Source organism: Streptomyces sp. NPDC008163 (assembly GCF_042956885.1).
Classification (GTDB): domain Bacteria; phylum Actinomycetota; class Actinomycetes; order Streptomycetales; family Streptomycetaceae; genus Streptomyces; species Streptomyces drozdowiczii_A.
The window spans coordinates 70,460-89,399 of the sequence record NZ_JBIBHG010000008.1; the positions used below are offsets into that span (position 1 = coordinate 70,460).

Annotated in this window: 17 protein-coding genes and 2 pseudogenes; 11 read left to right on the forward strand and 8 right to left on the reverse strand. The window is 72.1% G+C overall.

Going from position 1 to position 18,940, the window contains the following annotated elements; genetic code table 11:
• The gene (locus ACFZAT_RS18990; protein WP_391265373.1) at positions 1–1,320 is read right to left on the reverse strand and encodes a 3-oxoacyl-ACP reductase; all 1,320 of its coding nucleotides are present in this window, start codon (positions 1,318–1,320) and stop codon (positions 1–3) included.
• Between the two features lie 76 nt (positions 1,321–1,396).
• On the opposite strand from ACFZAT_RS18990, the gene ACFZAT_RS18995 reads away from it, so the two are divergent.
• Together ACFZAT_RS18995 and ACFZAT_RS19000 are read left to right on the forward strand one after the other, a co-directional pair.
• Complete coding sequence (locus tag ACFZAT_RS18995; protein WP_391265374.1) at positions 1,397–2,674, forward strand: acetyl-CoA C-acetyltransferase; 1,278 nt, start codon at positions 1,397–1,399, stop codon at positions 2,672–2,674.
• A 209-nt stretch (positions 2,675–2,883) separates the two neighbouring features.
• Positions 2,884–4,785 (forward strand): AMP-binding protein, encoded by a 1,902-nt coding sequence (locus tag ACFZAT_RS19000; protein WP_391265375.1) that lies wholly within the window; start codon positions 2,884–2,886, stop codon positions 4,783–4,785.
• A gap of 98 nt (positions 4,786–4,883) precedes the next feature.
• Here the strand turns inward: ACFZAT_RS19000 and ACFZAT_RS19005 are convergent, their stop codons facing one another.
• Positions 4,884–5,255 (reverse strand): hypothetical protein, encoded by a 372-nt coding sequence (locus ACFZAT_RS19005; RefSeq protein ID WP_391265376.1) that lies wholly within the window; start codon positions 5,253–5,255, stop codon positions 4,884–4,886.
• A gap of 86 nt (positions 5,256–5,341) precedes the next feature.
• Positions 5,342–6,064: a helix-turn-helix domain-containing protein gene (locus tag ACFZAT_RS19010; protein WP_391265377.1), complete on the reverse strand. Its 723-nt coding sequence runs from the start codon at positions 6,062–6,064 to the stop codon at positions 5,342–5,344.
• A gap of 262 nt (positions 6,065–6,326) precedes the next feature.
• On the opposite strand from ACFZAT_RS19010, the gene ACFZAT_RS19015 reads away from it, so the two are divergent.
• The 5 genes from ACFZAT_RS19015 to ACFZAT_RS19035 all read left to right on the forward strand — a co-directional run bounded on the left by ACFZAT_RS19015 (position 6,327) and on the right by ACFZAT_RS19035 (position 11,197).
• The gene (locus ACFZAT_RS19015; RefSeq protein WP_391265378.1) at positions 6,327–6,995 is read left to right on the forward strand and encodes a hypothetical protein; all 669 of its coding nucleotides are present in this window, start codon (positions 6,327–6,329) and stop codon (positions 6,993–6,995) included.
• A 40-nt stretch (positions 6,996–7,035) separates the two neighbouring features.
• Positions 7,036–8,016 (forward strand): ATP-binding cassette domain-containing protein, encoded by a 981-nt coding sequence (locus ACFZAT_RS19020; RefSeq protein WP_391265379.1) that lies wholly within the window; start codon positions 7,036–7,038, stop codon positions 8,014–8,016.
• On the forward strand, positions 8,013–8,789 hold the full coding sequence (locus ACFZAT_RS19025) for an ABC transporter permease (RefSeq protein ID WP_391265380.1): 777 nt from the start codon (positions 8,013–8,015) through the stop codon (positions 8,787–8,789). Before ACFZAT_RS19020 ends, ACFZAT_RS19025 begins: the two co-directional genes overlap by 4 nt.
• 264 nt (positions 8,790–9,053) lie before the next feature.
• Positions 9,054–10,250, forward strand: a complete 1,197-nt coding sequence (locus ACFZAT_RS19030; protein ID WP_391265381.1) for an MFS transporter — start codon at positions 9,054–9,056, stop codon at positions 10,248–10,250.
• Between the two features lie 116 nt (positions 10,251–10,366).
• On the forward strand, positions 10,367–11,197 hold the full coding sequence (locus ACFZAT_RS19035) for a hypothetical protein (protein WP_391265382.1): 831 nt from the start codon (positions 10,367–10,369) through the stop codon (positions 11,195–11,197).
• 3 nt (positions 11,198–11,200) lie between these two features.
• On the opposite strand, the pseudogene ACFZAT_RS19040 reads toward ACFZAT_RS19035, so the two are convergent.
• Positions 11,201–11,560: pseudogene (locus tag ACFZAT_RS19040) on the reverse strand (siderophore-interacting protein); the annotation flags it as partial.
• A gap of 58 nt (positions 11,561–11,618) precedes the next feature.
• Between ACFZAT_RS19040 and ACFZAT_RS19045 the strand changes: the two are divergent.
• The 3 genes from ACFZAT_RS19045 (at position 11,619) to ACFZAT_RS19055 (ending at position 13,846) form a co-directional block, all read left to right on the forward strand.
• Positions 11,619–12,449: a TIGR03619 family F420-dependent LLM class oxidoreductase gene (locus tag ACFZAT_RS19045; protein WP_391265383.1), complete on the forward strand. Its 831-nt coding sequence runs from the start codon at positions 11,619–11,621 to the stop codon at positions 12,447–12,449.
• A 31-nt stretch (positions 12,450–12,480) separates the two neighbouring features.
• Positions 12,481–13,077, forward strand: coding sequence for a hypothetical protein (locus ACFZAT_RS19050; RefSeq protein WP_391265384.1), 597 nt, complete (start codon positions 12,481–12,483; stop codon positions 13,075–13,077).
• Positions 13,078–13,222: 145 nt separating this feature from the next.
• Positions 13,223–13,846, forward strand: coding sequence for a DUF4333 domain-containing protein (locus ACFZAT_RS19055; protein WP_391265385.1), 624 nt, complete (start codon positions 13,223–13,225; stop codon positions 13,844–13,846).
• A 49-nt stretch (positions 13,847–13,895) separates the two neighbouring features.
• Here the strand turns inward: ACFZAT_RS19055 and ACFZAT_RS19060 are convergent, their stop codons facing one another.
• Positions 13,896–14,141, reverse strand: coding sequence for a DUF397 domain-containing protein (locus ACFZAT_RS19060; protein ID WP_132903114.1), 246 nt, complete (start codon positions 14,139–14,141; stop codon positions 13,896–13,898).
• Positions 14,138–15,004, reverse strand: coding sequence for a Scr1 family TA system antitoxin-like transcriptional regulator (locus ACFZAT_RS19065; protein WP_391265386.1), 867 nt, complete (start codon positions 15,002–15,004; stop codon positions 14,138–14,140). The genes ACFZAT_RS19060 and ACFZAT_RS19065 overlap by 4 nt, the downstream gene beginning before the upstream one ends.
• A gap of 133 nt (positions 15,005–15,137) precedes the next feature.
• Between ACFZAT_RS19065 and ACFZAT_RS19070 the strand changes: the two genes are divergently transcribed.
• The gene (locus tag ACFZAT_RS19070) at positions 15,138–15,581 is read left to right on the forward strand and encodes an ATP-binding protein (RefSeq protein WP_391265387.1); all 444 of its coding nucleotides are present in this window, start codon (positions 15,138–15,140) and stop codon (positions 15,579–15,581) included.
• Here the strand turns inward: ACFZAT_RS19070 and ACFZAT_RS19075 are convergent.
• Both ACFZAT_RS19075 and helR read right to left on the reverse strand, forming a co-directional pair.
• A pseudogene (locus tag ACFZAT_RS19075) lies at positions 15,547–16,452 on the reverse strand (ATP-binding protein); the annotation flags it as partial. The gene ACFZAT_RS19070 and the pseudogene ACFZAT_RS19075 sit on opposite strands and share 35 nt — an antisense overlap.
• Before the next feature lie 97 nt (positions 16,453–16,549).
• A complete protein-coding gene (gene helR, locus ACFZAT_RS19080; protein ID WP_391265611.1) occupies positions 16,550–18,724 on the reverse strand; it encodes an RNA polymerase recycling motor ATPase HelR in 2,175 nt (724 codons plus the stop codon).
• Between the last annotated feature and the right edge of the window lie 216 nt (positions 18,725–18,940).

The following is an 18,940-nucleotide window of genomic DNA, read 5'->3' on the forward strand; positions in this document are numbered from 1 at the left end:
TCACGCTCCCAGCAGGCTCTGGCCGCAGACCCGGACGACCTGGCCGTTGACGGCGGTGGACGCGGGCTGGGCGAACCAGGCGGTGGTCTCGGCGACGTCGACCGGGAGACCGCCCTGCGCAAGGGAGTTCATCCGGCGGCCCGCCTCGCGGATGAACAGCGGGACGGCGGCGGTCATCTTCGTCTCGATGAAGCCGGGGGCGACCGCGTTCACCGTGACGCCGTGGTCGGCGGCGGCGCGCGGGGCCAGGGAGCGGACGAGGCCGATGATGCCGGCCTTGCTGGCCGCGTAGTTGGTCTGGCCGTTGTTGCCGGCGATGCCCGCGATGGAGGCGGTGGCGACGATCCGGCCGCCCCGGTTGACGGTGCCCGCCTTCAGCAGCGCGTCGGTGGTGCGCAGGACGCTGTCCAGGTTGACCTCGATGACCTGGGCCCAGCGGTCCGCGGCCATGTTGGCGAGGCGCCGGTCGCGGGTGATACCGGCGTTGTGGACGAGGACGTCGAGCCCGTCGGGCGCGGCGGCGGCGATGCGTTCGGCGGCGTCCTCGGCGGTGATGTCGAGGGGGAGCGCGGTAGCGCCGAGCCGGTCGGCGGTGCGGACCAGGTCCTCCTGGGCCCGGGGCACGTCCAGGCAGATGACCCGGGCGCCGTCGCGGGCCAGGACCGAGGCGACGGAGGCGCCGATGCCCCGGGCGGCGCCGGTGACCAGGGCGGTCCGCCCGGCCAGCGGGGCGGCCCAGTCGCGGACCTGGCCGGGGGCGGCGTCGGTGACCTCGACGACCTGGCCGCTGACGTACGCGGACCGGGGCGAGAGCAGGAAGCGCAGGGTGGACTCGGCGGAGGCGACGGCGGCCGGGGCGATGCGGACCAGCTGCACGGTGGCGCCCTTGCCGATCTCCTTGCCGAGCGAGCGCGTGAAGCCCTCCAGGGCCTGCTGGGCGGCGGCCTGGTGGTGATCCTCCGGTGAGGGCCGCACCCCGAGGACGACGACCCGGCCGCCGGGGGCCAGCGAGCGGACGACCGGGTGGAGGGCCGCGTGTACGGCGCCCAGCCCGGCGGCGGTGTCCACGGCGGTCGCGTCGAGCACGAGCGCGGCGGGCCGGTCCGCGCGGGCGGTGACCTCCAGGCCGGTGGCGGTGAGGATTGCGGCCAGCTCCTCGGTGATCGCGGAATCCCCTGCGGTGAGGTGGAGGACGGGGCCGGTGAGCGTCGGCGTCTCCAGGCTCCAGCGGCGCAGCCGGGCGGGCTGCGGGAGACCGAGTTTCCGGGTGAGGAACTTGCCGGGTGCCGTGCCGGTCAGGTGCAGATAGCGGTCGGCCATTGTCCAGACTCCCTGCTCGGTCGTAGATTTACTCCGGAGTAAGGTTACTCAAGAGTCAGGAGCTGGTCGAGATGAGTTGGTCGAGTTGATTCCCCTCGCACTCCCGCAGCCCCGCCGGGTCGCGGTCATCGGCGGCAGCCGCATCCCGTTTGCCCGGTCCGACGGGCCCTACGCCCAGGTCTCCAACCAGCAGATGCTGACCGCCGCGCTCGACGGCCTGGTCGAGCGGTTCGGGCTCCAGGGGGAGCGCGTCGGCGAGTTCGCGGCGGGCGCGGTCCTCAAGCACAGCCGCGACTTCAACCTGGCCCGCGAGACGGTGCTCGGCTCGCGGCTCGACCCGCGCACCCCCGCGTACGACGTCCAGCAGGCGTGCGGCACGGGCCTCCAGGCGGTGATCGCCGCCGCGAACAAGATCATGCTGGGGGCGGTCGACTCGGCCGTCGCGGGCGGTACGGACACCACCAGCGACGCCCCGCTCGGCGTCAACGACGAACTGCGCCGGCTGCTGCTCTCCGTCCGGCGCGCCACGTCGGCGGGCGCCCGCGCGAAGGCCCTCACGGGCGTACGGCCCCGGCACCTCGTCCCGGACATCCCGCGCAACGCCGAACCCCGCACCGGCCTCTCGATGGGCGACCACGCGGCGCTCACCGCCCGGCAGTGGGACATCGGCCGCGCCGAGCAGGACCTCCTGGCCGCCACCAGCCACCAGCGGCTCGCCGCCGCGTACGAACGGGGCTTCCTGGACGACCTCGTCGTCCCGTACCAGGGCCTGGAGCGGGACCAGAACCTGCGCCCCGGCTCCACGGTGGAGAAACTCGCCACGCTGAAGCCGGTGTTCGGCACGGACCACCCCGACGCGACGATGACCGCGGGCAATTCGACGCCGCTCACGGACGGCGCCGCGACCGTGCTCCTGGCGAGCGAGGAGTGGGCCGAGGCGCACGGCCTCGAACCGCAGGCGTACCTCTCGCTGTACGAGACCGCCGCGGTGGACTACGTGAAGGGCGAGGACGGGCTGCTGATGGCGCCCGCGTACGCCGTGCCGAGGCTGCTGGAGCGGGCCGGGCTCGGGATCGAGGACTTCGACCTCTTCGAGATCCACGAGGCGTTCGCCTCCCAGGTCCTGGCCACGCTGGCCGCCTGGGAGAAGCAGGGGCTCGCGCCCGTCGACCGGGACCGGCTGAACGTCGCGGGCTCCTCGCTCGCCACCGGCCACCCCTTCGCCGCGACGGGCGCCCGCATCGTCGCGACCCTGGCGGGGCTCCTCGCGGAACGGGACGCCCCGGGCCGCGGGCTGATCTCGATCTGTGCGGCGGGCGGCCAGGGAGTCACGGCGATCCTCGAACGCGCTTGAGCGGGGCGCGGGCGCGGGCGCGGCGGGGCCGCGCGGGAGCGGTCCGTCCTCGCGCCGGCGTCCGCCGCGCCCCGCGTGGGAGGGGCCCGTCCTCCGGCCGGCGTCCGCCGCGCCCCGCCCGGGACAGGCCCGTTTTCCGGGCGGCGCCCGCCGCCCCCCCCGTACGACAGCAGTGAACCCGCCCGTCCCCCTTGCCAGAGGAGCCGCACGTGTCCACGCCACCCGCCCCTTCCCCCGCCGTCCCCGCCCTGGTCGAGCCGACGCTTGAACGGGATGCCCACGGGACCGTCCGGCAGGTCTCCGTACCGGCGTTCGCGCCGCCCGTCCGGCGCGGATCGCTCGCCGAGATTCCGTTCGACAACGCGCGCGAGGCGCCCGGCGACGCCGTGCTCAGCCGGAAGCAGCCGGACGGGAGCTGGCAGGACGTGTCGGCGGCCGAGTTCGCCGCCGAGGTGCTGGCCGTCGCCAAGGGCCTGATCGCGGAGGGGCTGCGGGCCGGTGAGCGGATCGCGATCATGGCGCGTACGACGTACGAGTGGACGCTGCTCGACTTCGCTGCCTGGGCGGCCGGCCTGATCACCGTGCCCGTCTACCCGACCTCGTCCGCCTTCCAGGCCCGCTGGATCCTCCAGGACTCCGGGGCCGTGGCCTGCGCGGTCGAGACGGCCGACCAGGGCCGGATCATCAGCCAGGAACGCAAGCAGCTCCCCGGGCTCGCCCACCTCTGGCAGTTCGACACCGGCGCGCTCGGCCGGCTGAAGAAGCTCGGGCAGCACCTTCCGGACGACGTCGTCGCCCAGCGCCGCGCGACCCTGGAGCCGGAGACCCCGGCGACCCTGATCTACACCTCCGGGACCACGGGCCGCCCGAAGGGGTGCGTGCTGACCCACGGCAACTTCTTCGCCGAGGTCGACAACGCCATCGAATTGCTGCACCCGGTCTTCAAGTCGGTGAGCAAGTACCCCGCTTCGACCCTGCTGTTCCTGCCGCTGTCGCACGTCTTCGGCCGGATGGTCGCGATCGGCTGTCTGCGCGCCCGGGTCCGCCTCGGCCACGCGCCGTCGATCCGGACGGAGGACCTGCTCGCCGATCTGGCCGGTTTCAAGCCGTCGTTCCTGCTGGCGATCCCGTACGTCCTGGAGAAGGTCTACAACACGGGCCGGGCCACCGCCGAGAAGATGGGCCGCGCCTCCTCCTTCGACCGGGCGGCGCGGATCGCCCAGCGGTACGGTCAGGCCGTGGAGGCCGCCGAACACGGCACGGGCCCGGGGCCCGGCCTCGGGCTGCGCGCCGCGCGGGCGCTGTACGACCCGCTGGTCTACCGCCGCATCCGGGCGGCGCTCGGCGGGCACGTCCGGTACGCGATCTGCGGCGGCTCCCCGCTGGGGCGGCGGCTCGCGGCGTTCTACGCGGGCGCCGGCATCGAGATCTTCGAGGGCTACGGCCTGACCGAGACGACCGCCGCCGCCACGGTCACCCCGCCGCTCAGGCCCCGCCTGGGCACGGTCGGCTGGCCGATGCCCGGCACCGCCGTACGCATAGCCGACGACGGGGAGGTGCTGCTCAGCGGCGGCCAGGTGTTCCAGGGGTACTGGGACGCGGAGCGCGGCGTGCCCGTGCCGGCCGGCGGCTGGTTCGCCACCGGGGACCTGGGCGCGCTCGACGAGGACGGCTACCTCACGATCACCGGCCGCAAGAAGGACATCATCATCACGTCGGGCGGCAAGAACGTCACCCCGGCCCCGCTGGAGGACTGGTTGCGCGCCCACCCGCTGGTCAGCCAGTGCATGGTCGTCGGCGACAACCGCTCCTTCATCACGGCCCTGATCACGCTGGAGGCGGACGGGCTCGCGCACTGGTGCCGGATGCGCAAGAAGCAGGACGTCCCGATGCGCGAACTCGTCCACGACGAGGAGCTGCACTCCGCGCTCCAGCGCGCCGTGGACGAGGCCAACCGCCTGGTCTCCCGCGCGGAGTCGATCCGCAAGTTCACCGTGCTCCCGGTGGACTTCACGGAGGAGGCCGGCCACCTGACCCCGTCCCTGAAGCTGAAGCGGGACGCGATCGCGCGGGACTTCGCGGGGGAGATCGAGGCGCTGTACCGGAAGTAGCGCGGCGGAGGCGTCCGGGGGAGCCTCAGCAGTCGTCCAGCGGCTGCCTTGCCGTGTGACTGCTGCGGCACCCCGCGCGTTCCGGTGGCCCGAACCGGTCAGCCATCTGCCGCCTGTTCGGTGAGTGCACGTGAAATCGTTTCGGCGTCGACCGTGCCGGCCAGGATGCGGATCGTCTCCCCCTCGCGAGACCGGTAGGAGAGCAGAGAATTCCCGGCGCGCCAGCTGGGCTCGGACTCCACGGTGCCACCGGCAGGGAGTTCGATGAGCCGCGCGGACCGCCTGCCGAAAAGTACCGTGCCGCCGGAGATGTGAAGCTTCCCGTAGACGAACGCCTTTCGCCCGTTCTCTGCGGGCCACGATATGCGGCAGGGGATGGCTGCCGCTCCCGCGTGCGCGACATCGGTGGCGCGCTTCCGGGCCCTGCGCTGCGTCAGGGCGACGACAGCCTTCACGGTTCCGGCGGCCACGGCGACTCCGACGGCAAGCTCAATGAGAGAACCCGCGTTCCTGAATTTCCTTTCAGGTCATCAAGACAGCTCGTTGACCCGGACCGTCAGGGTCCGGGGTCCGGGGCCTTCGTGTGGAGGATGGCCCGGGCCTGGTCGGCGGCTCGGGCTATTGATTCGGAGACGAAGTCCAGGTAGCGGGCCATGTTCTCCAGGCGGGTGCCCGCCGCCGTGTCCGCGCCCAGGACGGGGACGCCCTTGCGGGCGGTCTCGGCGAGCTGCGCCGTGGAGTGGGCGCTCGCCATCATCGAGTCGTGCATGAGGTCGTTGTCGACGACATAGCGTTCGCGGCGTCCCTCGCGTTCGCGGCGGACCATGCTCTGGGTCTCCAGGAACGCGACCGCCTTGGACACGGAGGCCGGGCTGACCTTCAGATGCGCGGCGAGTTCGCCGGCGGTCAGGCTGCCGGTGTCGCTGAGGGTCAGGGCCGCGAGAACCCTCGACATCATCGGGGGTGCGCCCGAGGCCGTCATGGCCGTCGTGAACATCTCCTCGTACGCGCGCACCGCCTCGGCGTCCCGGCCGTGGGGCTGCGGGTCCGGGCGCGCGTCGCGGGGCGCGGGGCTCTTGCGGCGGTGGGCGCGTTGCTCGGCGGTGCGGTGGGCGACGTCGGCGCGATAGCCGGTGGGGCCGCCGTTGCGCGTCACCTCGCGGGTGATGGTCGAGGTGGGGCGGTCCAGCTGCCTCGCGATCTCGGCGTAGGCCAGGCCGTCGGCCAGACCCCGGGCGATCTGGCGGCGTTCCTGCTGGGTGAGCCTGCCTCCCGGCATCGCGTACTCCTTCGTGGCGCGGGTGCGGCCGTGCGGTGGCCGGTGCGCCGACTATAGCGTTCGCCAGCAAGTCATTGCAACGAAACGCGGAGCGTGCGTTGCGTTATCCCGGAGCTCATTGCTCCAACTTCTCTGTTTTGACGTGCGATTACGCGAATCTGATGCAACAAGTGTGTTGCCTGGTTCGTGAATGCAACGTAGCGTTTCACTCATCGGAAAGCGCGAGCCACCCCGGTTCGCACCACCCCTGAAGGAGCACACCATGCCGAAGTTCGACACCCCCGCCGTCGTCACCGCCCGCGTCGACATCGCCGCCGGTCTCATCCGCTTCATCGCCGCCGACCGCGCCGACACCGTGGTCGAGGTCCTGCCCGCCGACCCCTCCAAGAGCCGCGACAGCAAGGCCGCCGAGCGCGTGGAGGTCGCCTACGCCGACGGCGTCCTGGACATCCGGGCCCCCAAGGAGGGGCGCAACCGGCTCCTCGGTGACTCCGGGTCCGTCGAGATCACCGTCCAGCTGCCCGCCGGCTCCCACGTCGACGCGAAGGCGGGCGCCGCGGAATTCCGGGGCGTCGGACGCCTCGGGGACGTCGTGTTCGAGGGCGGCCACCGCTCGGTCAAGGTGGACGAGGCCGCGAGCGCCAGGCTCTCCGCGCACGACGGTCCCGTCGTCGTCCGCCGCCTCACCGGCCCCGGCGAGCTCAGCACCCAGCGCGGCGACGTGACGGTCGACGAGGCCACCCGCGGCGAGCTCACCCTCAGCACCCAGCTCGGCGACATCACCGTCGTCGCGGCGCGCGGTGTCCCGGCCGTGCTCGACGCGGGCACCGTCCTCGGCCGCATCGACAACGCCCTCGTGAACGACGGCGCCCCCGCCCTGACCATCCGGGCGACCACCACCAAGGGCGACATCACCGCCCGCAGCCTCTGATCGCTTCCCCCCACCCCGTACAGCAGAAGGAGCCACCCCCATGACGAACCCGGCCATCGCGGCGAACGGACTGCGCAAGGCGTACGGCGAGAAGACCGTGCTCGACGGGATCGACTTCAGCATCCCGGCCGGAACGGTGTTCGCACTGCTCGGCCCGAACGGCGCCGGCAAGACGACCGCCGTCAAGATCCTCTCCACCCTCATCCCACCCGGCGAAGGGTCCGGCGCGATCAGCGTCGGAGGCCACGACCTGGCCACCGACGCGCAGGCGGTGCGCGCCGCTATCGGCGTCACCGGGCAGTTCTCCGCCGTCGACGGGCTGATCACCGGCGAGGAGAACCTGCTCCTGATGGCGGACCTGCACCACCTGTCCAAGGCCGAGGGCCGGCGGGTCACCGCCGAGCTCCTGGAGCGCTTCGACCTCACGGAGGCGGCGAAGAAGCCCGCGTCCACCTACTCCGGCGGCATGAAGCGCCGCCTCGACATCGCGATGACCCTCGTCGGGAGCCCGCGCGTCATCTTCCTGGACGAGCCGACCACCGGGCTCGACCCGCGCAGCCGGCACGGCATGTGGCAGATGATCCGCGGCCTGGTCGGCGACGGGGTGACCGTCTTCCTCACCACCCAGTACCTCGAAGAGGCCGACGAACTCGCCGACCGCATCGCCGTCCTGCACAACGGGAAGCTGGTGGCCGAGGGCAGCGCCGAGGAGCTGAAGCGGATCGTGCCCGGCGGACACGTCCGGCTGCGGTTCAGCGACCCCGCCGCCTACCGGGACGCGGCGGCCCACCTCGGCGGCGACGCCGTCCGCGACGACGCCGCGCTGGCCCTGCAGCTCCCCAGCGACGGTACCCAGAGCATCCTGCGCTCCATCCTCGACCGGCTGGACGCCGCCGGGATCGAGGCGGACGAGCTCACCGTCCACACCCCCGACCTGGACGACGTCTTCTTCGCGCTGACCGAAACCGAAGCCGGCACCGACGCCGTCATCCCCGCCCCGACCAAGGAGTCCGTCCGATGAGCACCTTCTCCCTCGCCGTGCGCGACTCGTCCACGATGCTCCGCCGCAACCTCCTGCACGCCAGGCGCTACCCCTCGCTCACCCTCAACCTGCTGCTCACTCCGGTGATGATGCTGCTGCTCTTCGTCTACATCTTCGGTGACACCATGAGCGGCGGCGCGGGCCGCGACGCGTACATCGCGTACATCGTGCCCGGCATCCTGCTCATGACGATCGGCTCGACCACCGTCGGCACCGCCGTCTCGGTCTCCATGGACATGAGCGAGGGCATCATCGCCCGCTTCCGCACCATGGCCATCCACCGGGGCTCGATCCTCTTCGGCCATGTGGTGGGCAGCCTTCTGCGGACGCTGATGAGTGTGGTCGTCGTCGGGGCGGTCGGGGTGGCCATGGGCTTCCGCTCCACCGACGCCACCGTCCTGGAGTGGCTCGGCGCCCTCGGCCTGCTCGCCCTCTTCACCCTGGCCTTCACCTGGATCGCCGTGGGCATGGGCCTGGGCAGCCCCAACGCGGAGGCCGCCAGCAACAACGCCACCCCGCTGATCCTGCTGCCGCTGATCTCCAGCGCGTTCGTCCCGCTGGACTCGATGCCCGGCTGGTTCCAGCCGATCGCCGAGTACCAGCCCTTCACCCCGGCGATCGAGACCCTGCGCGGACTGCTGCTCGGTACGGAGATCGGCAACAGCGGCTGGATCGCGATCGGCTGGTGCCTGGGCCTCACGGTCCTCGGCTACTACTGGTCCCGGTCGCAGTTCGACCGCGAAGCGAAGTAGGGCGTGGCCGGCGGAGACCGCCGGTACCGCCTCAGGGCGGCGCACACCGACAGGACGTCGGCTGTGCGCCGCCCTCTTCGTGCGCGGGCGCACGTCTGTCGATATCAAGCATCTTGACATCAAGAGAATGTCCGGGCAGGCTTCGCGGGTCGATGGATCTCTTGATGTCGAGATACTTGGGGGTACGGCGTGGGGCGGGTCCGGAAACAGGCGGGGTTGCTGGCCCAGTTGCGGAATCCGCCGGGCGGCAGGGATGCCCGGATCATGCTCCGGGCCCTGGCCGTCGACCGCACCGGCACCGGGCTGTGGGCGGCCTCCTCGGTCCTCTATCTCACCTTCGTCACCCACCTCAGCGCCCAGCAGATCGGCGTCCTCCTCGGCACGGCGGGCGTCGCCGGGATCGCGGGCTCACCCCTCGCCGGACGACTCGCGAGCCGCTTTCCGGTGCGCCCGCTGCTGATCGGCTGCCACCTGCTGCGCCTCGTCACGCTGACGCTGGTGCTGGTCTGTACGCGGTTCGACGCGCTGCTCGTCGTGGTCGCCGTGACCTATCTGGGGGACAGGGCGGCCAAGACCCTGGAGATGCTGTTCGCCACGCGCGCGGCGGGCGAACGCCGGGCCGCCTACCAGGCGTTGTCCCGCAGCGCCGCCAACGCGGGCTACGGGCTGGGCGCCGGGCTCGCCGCGATCGGCCTGGCGGCCGGCACGGCGGAGGCGTACCGTGCGCTGATCCTCGGCAACGCGCTCTCCTTCCTCGTCGCCGCCGCGCTGGTGTGGCGTACGGGTGAGCCGGGCGGGGTGGTCGCGCCGAAGCGCCCCGAGGCGCCCCTTCCGGGCACCAAGAGCCCCTGGCGGGACCGCGGTTACCTCCGCTTCGTCCTCCTCGACATCCCGATGAATCTGGACGACTCGGTGCTCGGCGTCGGCCTCCCGCTCTGGCTCGTCGACCGCACCTCCGCCCCGCACGCCCTCGTCCCGGCCTTCCTGGTCATCAACACCGTGCTGGTCGTCCTGCTCCAACTGGCCGTCTCCCGACGGGCCGAGGGCCCGCGCAAGGCGGTGCGGGCGGTGCTGGTGTACGGCGTCCTGCTCTTCGTCACCTGCGCCCTGCCGGCCGTGTCCACCGGTTGCGGCACCTGGACGGCGGCCGGGATCCTGCTCGCGGCGGCCGTCCTGGTCACGATGGCCGAGCTGATGCGCTCGATCAGCTCCTGGGAACTGGCCGTCCTGCTCGCCCCGCCGGATGAACGGGCCGCCTACCTGGGCGTGGCCGGCATGTCCCAGTCCATCCAGAAGTCGGCGGGCCCACCGCTGCTCACGGGCGTGGTCATGGCCGCGGGGCCGGCGGGCTGGCTGGCCCTGGGGGTCGCGGTGGCGGGCGTGGCGGTGTGGCAAAGCCGCTGCTGCGAGCGGCGGTTGGGCGCGATGCAGGCGCCCGAGCCGGTGGCCGGGGCGGCCTGACCCCGGGCGCTCGCCCCGTCGCGGGCCCCTCCGGCGGACGGCCCGCGCCCCGGCTCTACGCTGTGCCGACGCGGCCGCCCCGGGAGCCGGAGCGGGACGCGATGAGGAGGGGACATATGCGAAGACACGTGCTGTGGGGCACGGTGGCCGCCGTGGCGGCCATGACGGTGCTCGGCACGACGGCGGCCAACGCCGAGGGGCGGGGCGACATCCGGATCACGAAGGGGGTGACGAACAACGGCAAGAGCGTGGTCGTGGGCGTCAGCGGACATGTGACCTTCCCGGTCAAGCTGACGATCAAGGACAACTCCGGCGTGAAGAGCCTGGGCAAGATCTGGGCGAACAGCTCCACGACGCACTGGGGCGCCCCGCCCGAGTGGGATGGAGCCACCTGCCGGAAGGTGAGTGCCACCACGTCGGAATGCACGGCGACGATGCGTTTCGTACCGGCGTACCTGCCCGGCTACAGCGAGGAGAACGCCAATGACGCGACCGGTCGTTGGTGCGCATACGGGAACGTGCAGGCCAACGACGGCGACTACTGGATCTTCGACTGCGTCGCCCCGTTCAACCTCAAACGCGCCTCGACCCTGACCACCGCCGCGACCGGCCCGAGCCCGCTCTCCGGCGGCAAGCAGGTCAAGGTCACCGGCACGCTGAGCCGGGCCGACTGGGAGGCGCTGAAGTACCGGGGGTACGCCGGTCAGAGCGTCCAGCTCCAGTTCCGGAAGGCGGGCGCGAGCGCGTACAGGACCGTGAAGACGGTCGAGTCGAACAGCTCGGGCCGTCTCTCCGCGACCGTGACCGCGAGCGGTTCGGGCAGCTGGCGCTGGTTCTACCCCGGCACGTCCAGCACCGCGCAGATCGCCTCGGCCGGTGCCATGGTGACGCTGGGCCCGGCGACGATGCGCGCTCCGTACACCATGCACGCGGTCGCTCGGGGCTGACGCTCAGCCCGCGCGCCAGTAACCCAGGGCGTGCACGCGTTCCTTGGGGACGGCCAGGTCCCTGCGCACGTACGCCGACAGGGCCCTGGTCGTCGCCGTGTCGCAGGCGATCCGGACGTACGCGCCCGAGGCGTCCTCGCCGAGCACGCCCGGCAGCCCGGACTTCACCGCGTCGATGAGCGCCCCGCCCCGGCCGTGGCGGGCGGCGAGCGCCCAGTCCGTGGCCGGGCCCTCGTGCAGCGCGAACTCCAGCGTGAACGTGCCGGCTTCCGGGTCCGGGTCGACCAGGGTGTACGCGCGCTGGTGCGGTTTGCCGGCCCGGTTGAACCAGAGCCTGACCCACATCGTCGGAGACGCCCCTCCGTGCCCCCGACCGCATACGTTTGGGGGCGTCACGGGACAACCACGGAGGTGCCTTCGTATGCGGATCGCCACCACGATCTTCCTCACCGACGAGACGATCACCCCGGTGCGGCTGGCGCACCAGCTCGAACAGCGCGGGTTCGCCGGGCTCTACCTGCCCGAGCACACCCACATCCCGGTGAGCAGGGACACCCCCTACCCGGCGGGCGGTGAGCTGCCTCGCGAGTACGGACGCACCCTGGACCCCTTCGTCGCGCTCGCCCAGGCCGCGGCCGTCACCGAGCGGCTGGCCCTGGGCACGGGCATCACCCTGATCGCCCAGCACGACCCCATCGACCTGGCCAAGCGGATCGCCACCCTGGACCACCTCTCCGGCGGCCGCTTCACCCTGGGCCTCGGCTACGGCTGGAACGTCGAGGAGGCCGCCGACCACGGCGTCGAGTGGTCGACCCGCCGCCGCCTCGGCCGCGAGCGGCTTGCGCTGATGCGGGCGCTGTGGGCTGCGGAACCCACGGCGTACGAGGGGGAGTTCGGCTCCGTACGCGCCAGCGAGGCCCACCCGAAGCCGCACCGGCCGCAGGGCCCCCGCACCCTGATCGGCGGCGCGGCCGGCCCCAAGCTGTTCGACCGGATCGCGGCGTCGGCCGACGGCTGGCTCCCCATCGGCGGCGGGGGCCTCACGGAGTCCCTGCCCCGTCTCCGTACCGCCTGGGAGGCGGCCGGCCGCGACCCGGAGGACCTCCACGTCGTCCCGTACGCGGTCCTCCCGTCCCCCGGCAAGCTGACCCGCTTCGCGGACCTGGGCATCGAGGAGGTCGTCCTCCAGCTTCCCCCGGCCCCGGAACCGGAGGTGCTGCGGACGCTGGACGCGTACGCGGCGTACCTGTAGGACCTGCTGCTCCGACCCACGAGAGGGACCCGTGGACACCACGTACGACGAACGGCTCGCCGCGTTCAGCCGTGAGCGGCTGGACGGCCGCCCGGTGCCGGACGATCTGCGCGTGCTGCTGCTCGCGCACTGGGAGGGGCGTGACGACTTCACCCACCTGCTGGGGCTTGAGTTCTTCGAGGAGGGCGAGCTCCACCCGTTCCTGGACACCGGCTATCTGAGCGAGGCGGAGCTGGCCGACCCGGAGATGCAGGCCGTCAACGCCGGGGTCGCGCGGCTGACCGAGTACGTGAAGCTCGTCGCCAAGGGCGGCAAGGGGTGGGTCGGATACTGGGTCCATCCGGACGAACCGGCCGTCCGGCCGATCGAACTGGACACGGAGTTCACCCTCTGGCAGATGACCGGCTCCACCCTGGCGGAGGCCGTCGCCTTCGAACGGTCCGCCTACCTGGACGAGCCGGACGAGCGCGTGGCATACGGACAGCTGGCCGCCGAACTGGCCGCGCTGGGACTCCCGCTGGGCACGGCGGACTACGACGCGCTGGACGACAGCGACTACACCGTGGACCCGGAGAAGCTGATGGAGACCCTGATCGAGGCGGAGCGCGCCGCGCGCGGGCTGAGGTGAGGGGCGCGCGGGACGCCCGCGCTTTCGGAGTGCGGGAGGGGCTGACCCGGTCGGCTGTTCGAGCCCCGGTGGTAGCTTGGCAAGCCAGTTCTTGGCGGGTACATCGATGCTTGGGGGACCCATGAAGCAGTCCGTACGGAGTCGGATGGTGTCCGGAGCGGCGGCCGGGACGCTGGCCCTGTTCTTCGTCTCGGGCTGCTCGTTCAGCTTCGGCGGCGACCTGGTCGTCAAGAAGGAGGAGGTCGCCAAGCAGGTCTCCGCCGCTGTGGAGAAGCAGGCCGGGCGCGCGCCCGAGGACGTGACCTGCGAGGACGACCTCAAGGGGAAGGTCGGTGAGTCGGTGCGCTGCACGATCACCGACAGCGGCAGGAAGCTCGGTATGACGGCGACCGTGAAGTCCGTCGACGGCAAGAAGGTGAACATGGACTTCAAGGGGGACGGCAACACCGGAGCGGGCAGCGGCGCCTCCGCCGACCCCCAGCCCAGCGATTCGGCGCAGCCGTCCGACTCCGCGAGCGCGGACAGCGCCTCCGGCTCCGTGGACAAGGCCGAGGTCGCCCGCCAGGGCAAGGCCGCCCTCGCCGCCCAGGTGGGCAAGCAGCCCGACGCCTTCTCCTGCCCGGAGAACCTGCCCGCCAAGGCCGGCGCCACGGTGCGCTGCCAACTGGCCGACAGCGGAAAGCAGTACGGAGTGACGGTCACCGCGAAGTCGGTTGTCGGCGGCAAGGTGAACATGGACTTCAAGGTGGACGAGACCCCGGGCGGCTGAGGCGCCGGTCGGACGGCGAGCGCCCGGGTGGGGCTCGCCGTCCGGCTTCTCAGCCCTGGCGCGCGTACGTGACGAACGCGGACCAGGCCGTGGGCGCCACGTCGAAGTGGGGGCCGGGGATGTTCTTCGAGTCGCGGACGTGGATCGCGGACGCGCAGGTCGCGACCTCGATGCACTCGCCGCCCTCGCCGCTGCTGTAGCTGGACTTGCGCCAGTTATAGGCGACCTCGATGCAGTTGCCGCCTTCGCCGCCGCTGTGGCTGCTCTTGAACCAGTGGAGTTGCTCAGTGTTCATCGGTCTCCCAACATCTTTTCGAGGAGTGCCAGGGACTCCCTGGGGGAGAGAGCCTGCGCCCGCAGAATTCCATAGCGTTCGGTGAAGACTCGCACCTCAGCAGGGTCCGTGATCAGCCTTGCATACCCGTAAGTCTCGGTGTACGCGGCCTCCTGGCGCCCCTTCGGTGTGACCAGGGTGAACGAGGTGTCCAAGCTGGGGTGCTCTGTCCGGTCGGTCGTCACGACCTGGAGTTCGACATTGCGCATCCGTCCTACGGTCAACAGCCTCTGCAACTGGGCACGGTGAACCTGCTCCCCGCCAATCGGGCGCTGGAGGATGGACTCCTCCAAGAGGAAGCTGATCGTCGGCGCAGGCCAGCATTCGAAGAGTTGCTGTCGGGCCATACGGTCGGCCACGCGCTTCTCGATGGTCTGCTCGTCCAGCAGCGGTCGCCGTTGAGTGAAGACCGCGCGTGCGTACTCCTCCGTTTGGAGAAGGCCGGGGACCGCCTGAGTGCTGTAGATGTGCAGTGCGACAGCCTCCGCCTCCGTCCGTGCGTAGTCCCGGAACCATCCCGGATGCCGCGCACGCGACCGTGCCAGCGCCTCCCGCACCTCCTCCGCCGCTACCGACAGAAATCCCCCCGTGTCCAGGGCCCGGTCCGCCGAGGCCAGGAAGTCCACCTGTGGGGTGCGGACGCCCCGTTCGATCGCGGAGACCAAGTCCTCGCCGCAATGGACCAGCGAAGCCAGCTCCCTCTGGTTCATCCCCGCGCGTTCGCGCAGGAACTTCAACTGGCGGCCCAGCGCCCTGAAGAGGTGCGCCGTGCCGTCCGACTCGGCCGGGCGCTCCGGCCGTTCCTCACGTTGCGTGTTCGTCATCTGCCCCGTACCGCCTCTGTCCGTCCGGTCACGGCCGACGCCCCGTACAGCCGGTCGGGCAGGCCCGTACAGCTAGCTGGAGTCGTGTGGTCACTCCTGGTCAGCGTATGAGCAGGCGGACACGCTGGGTCACATGAACGCCGAAATCACCCGTGCGGGTACCGACTTCGTCCAGCGCTTCAGCGCGACCCGGCGGGGCGCCCGCCTCGCCCGACGCCTCGCCGTGCAGCAACTCGACGCCTGGGGCGTGCCGTACGGGTGCGAGCTGTCCGACGACGTCGCGGTGGTCGTGGCCGAGCTGGCCGCCAACGCGGTGCTGCACGGCCACGTCACCGGCCGGGACTTCGAGCTGCGCGTGCTCCCCGAGGCGGACGGCATCCGCGTCGAGGTGTCGGACGCGCGCGGCGAGCGGCGCCCGGAGCTGCGCGCGGGCGGGCCCGTTGCCGAGAGCGGGCACGGGCTGCGGCTGGTCGAGGCGCTGGCGGCGGAGTGGGGCGTCGCCGAGCGCGTCGTCGGCAAGACGGTGTGGGCGCGGGTGGCGCCTAGGCCCAGGCGTCAAGGAGGTCCTGGGGTGTGAGAGCGGGGACACCGGCTGTGCAGCCGCTGCGGGTGACGGCGAGCAAGGGGGTGGTCTCGTCGGCGCCTGGAAGCTGGGAGCGGTGGGTGACGAGGCGGCCGAGGTCGCGGTGGTCGAAGGGCTTCTTCTCCAGCCACTTGACCGAACCCACGAGGGTGATCTTCTTGGCGATGGGGGCGCGGTCGGCGCCGACGATGTCGATCTCCGGGTCGTTGGTACGGGTCCAGTAGCCACCGATCGCATCGGTGCCCGCGGGCAGTTGCCCGTCATCGGAGCCGATTCGCCACAGGGCTTCACGGATGACGGGCTCGATGGCCCTGCCCCGCCACGACGTCCAATTGGTGCGGATGGTGTCGAGAACGCGGTCGCCCCGGCCGCGTTCGATCGCGGGGATGCCTGGGCCGATGAAGGAGAGCCAGAAGCGCAGGTAGGGGTCATCGATGCGATAGCGGGTCTCCCGGCTGGGCTTGGTGGAGAGCGGGAGTTCTGCGGCAACCATGCCGCGAGAGGAGAGGAGCGCCAGCGAGCGGGAAACCGAGCTGGGGTTGAGACCCCCAGCGGCCCTGCCGATCAGGGTGAAGGTGCGCTCGCCGTGACCGATGGCACCCAGGACGGTGCGGGCCTGAGCCTCGACGGGAAACTCGGCAGCCAAAGACCTTTCGCCGCTGACCAGTAGCGCAGACGTCGGTCTGCGCAGGGCCAGTTCCAGGTATTCCCACAGCCCGGCACCCTGTGGCCACTCCTCAAGGATGAGCGGGAGGCCGCCGGACACCAGATAGGCGTCGAAGGCGTCGGCGGGCGACAGATCGAGCATCGAGGCGACCTCGGCGGGATTCAGCGGCGGTACGACCATTTCGGTTCCCCGCTGATGCTTGCATGCAAGATACATTCATCAATGCAAGTAACGGGTGGGAGCGGAGAGTGATCGGGTCCGCTGGGAAGACACCGAGGCGCCCCAGCGCGCCCCCTCACGCCCCCGTCAGCACCACCAGCTCCCGCGTGGCCCGGGTCATCGCCACGTACCGGTCCACCGCCCCGCCGACCCCCGTCCCGAAGGACTCCGGCTCGACCAGGACCACGAGGTCGAACTCCAGGCCCTTCGAGAGTGTGGGGGTCAGTGCGCGGACCCGGGGCGACGGCGGGCGGAAGGACGCAGGCGCGCCGATGACGCACGCCGTGCCCTCGGGGTGGGTCGTCAGCCAGGTGTCGAGGACGGCTGGGAGGTCCGTGACCGGGCCGTGCGCGACGGGGATACCGCTGCTCCTGATGGACACCGGGACGTTGGCGTTGGGCAGGGCGGCCCGGATCACCGGCTCCGCCGCCGTCATGATCTCCTCCGGCGTGCGGTAGTTGACGGTCAGCGCGGACAGCGTGATCCGGTCCAGGCCGACCCGTTCCAGCCGCTCCCGCCACGACTCCGTGAAGCCGCGCCGGGCCTGCGCGCGGTCGCCGACGATCGTGAAGCTGCGCGAGGGGCACCGCTGGATCAGCATCTGCCACTCCGCGTCGGCCAGTTCCTGCGCCTCGTCCACCACCACATGCGCGAACGGTCCCGCCAGCTCGTCCGGTTCGGCGGTGGACAGCGCGTCCGGGTCGAGCAGCGTGTCCTGGAGGTCCCGGCCGCGCAGCATCCCCACCGCGCCCTGGCTCTCGTCGATCTCCGCGTTCTCCAGGAGGCTGTCGATCGCCTCGGCCCGGCGGGCGCGCTCGGCGGCCGCCGTCGCCTCGTTGCGGCGTCGGCGGCGAGCCGCGTCCGGGTCGCCGAGCCGCTGCCGGGCCGCGTCCAGGACCGGCAGGTCGGAAACCGTCCACGCCTGGGGCGCGGCACGCTGGAGCAGGGCCACCTCATCGCGGGTGAGCCAGGGCGCGCACGTCCGCAGATAGGCCGGGACCGACCACAGGTCGCCGACCAGGTCCGCCGCGTCCAGCAGGGGCCACGCCCGGTCGAAGGCCGTCATCAGCTCCCGGTCGCGCAGCAGCGCCTGCCGCACCAGGTGCTCCGGGACCTCCTCGTCCTGCCGGTCCGCGTGCTTGTCGGCGAGGATGGTCAGGATCTCCTCCAGGACCGCGTCGCGCGCCTCGTTGTGCGGGACGCCCGGCGCCGACTCGAAGGCCACGGCCCACTCGGCGGCGGTCAGCCGGACGTCCGCCCAGGCCGTCGTCACGGTCAGGCCCTTCGACGGCGGCTCCTCGTAGAACGCGGCGGCCGCCTCGACCGCCCGCACCAGCTCCGCCGACGCCTTCAGCCGGGCGACCTCCGGATCGGCCTCGGGCACGGCCGCCGCGCCCTCCGGGACGAGGTCGCGCAGCGTGCACGTGCGCACCCCGTCCTCGCCGAGGCTCGGCAGCACATCGGCGACGTACCCCAGGTACGGCTGGTGCGGGCCGACGAAGAGGACGCCGCCGCGCCGCTGCCCGAGGCGCGGGTCCGCGTACAGGAGGTACGCGGCGCGGTGCAGGGCCACGACCGTCTTGCCGGTGCCCGGGCCGCCGTCCACGACGAGCGCCCCGCGCGAACCGGCGCGGACGATCGCGTCCTGGTCCGCCTGGATGGTGCCCAGCACGTCCCGCATCCGGGGCGACCGGTTGGAGCCCAGGCTCGCGATGAACGCCGACTGGTCGTCCAGCGCGGCGTGCCCGGCGAAGGCGTCCGGGGCGAACACCTCGTCCCAGTAGTCGCTGACCCGCCCGCCCGACCACCGGTAGCGGCGGCGGCTCGCGAGGCCCATCGGGTTGCCGTGCGTCGCCCCGAAGAACGGCTCGGCGGCCGGGGAGCGCCAGTCCGTCAGCAGCCGGCGGCCCTCGCGGTCGGTGAGGCCGAGCCGTCCCACGTACACCGGCTCGGAGCCGTCCGCGCCGGCCATGTGGCCGAGGCACAGGTCCAGGCCGAAGCGGCGCAGGGTGCGCAGCCGGGCGGTCAGCCGGTGGATCTCGGCGTCCCGGTCCAGCCCCTGCCTGCCCAGGCCGCCCGGGGCGCGGCGGGCGGCGTCGAGGGCGGCGGTCAGTTCGGCGACGGTCTCCTCCAGGCAGCGCGCGATGGCCGAGAAGTGGCGCTCGTCCCCGGCGGTCAGGGCGGGGTCCGCCTTGGCCTCGGCGCGGTCGCCGGTCAGCGCGAAGGCGCTCGTGGTGACAGGGGTGTGCATCGGTTCGGGCACTACGTGAAACTCCCAAATGCCGCAGGTGGCTGGCTCGGATCAGCGATTGTGCGGGACGAGGGGGGCCTTGCGGCAAGGCCCCCCTTGCGCTATACGTTGAGAGTGGCCGGAGGTGGCAGTCCTTTCCCGGCCGGCCGGTGAACACCCCCGGCACCCCTTTCACCCGCCCCACCCGGCCCTGCCGCGTATGGGCGGGCACACGGC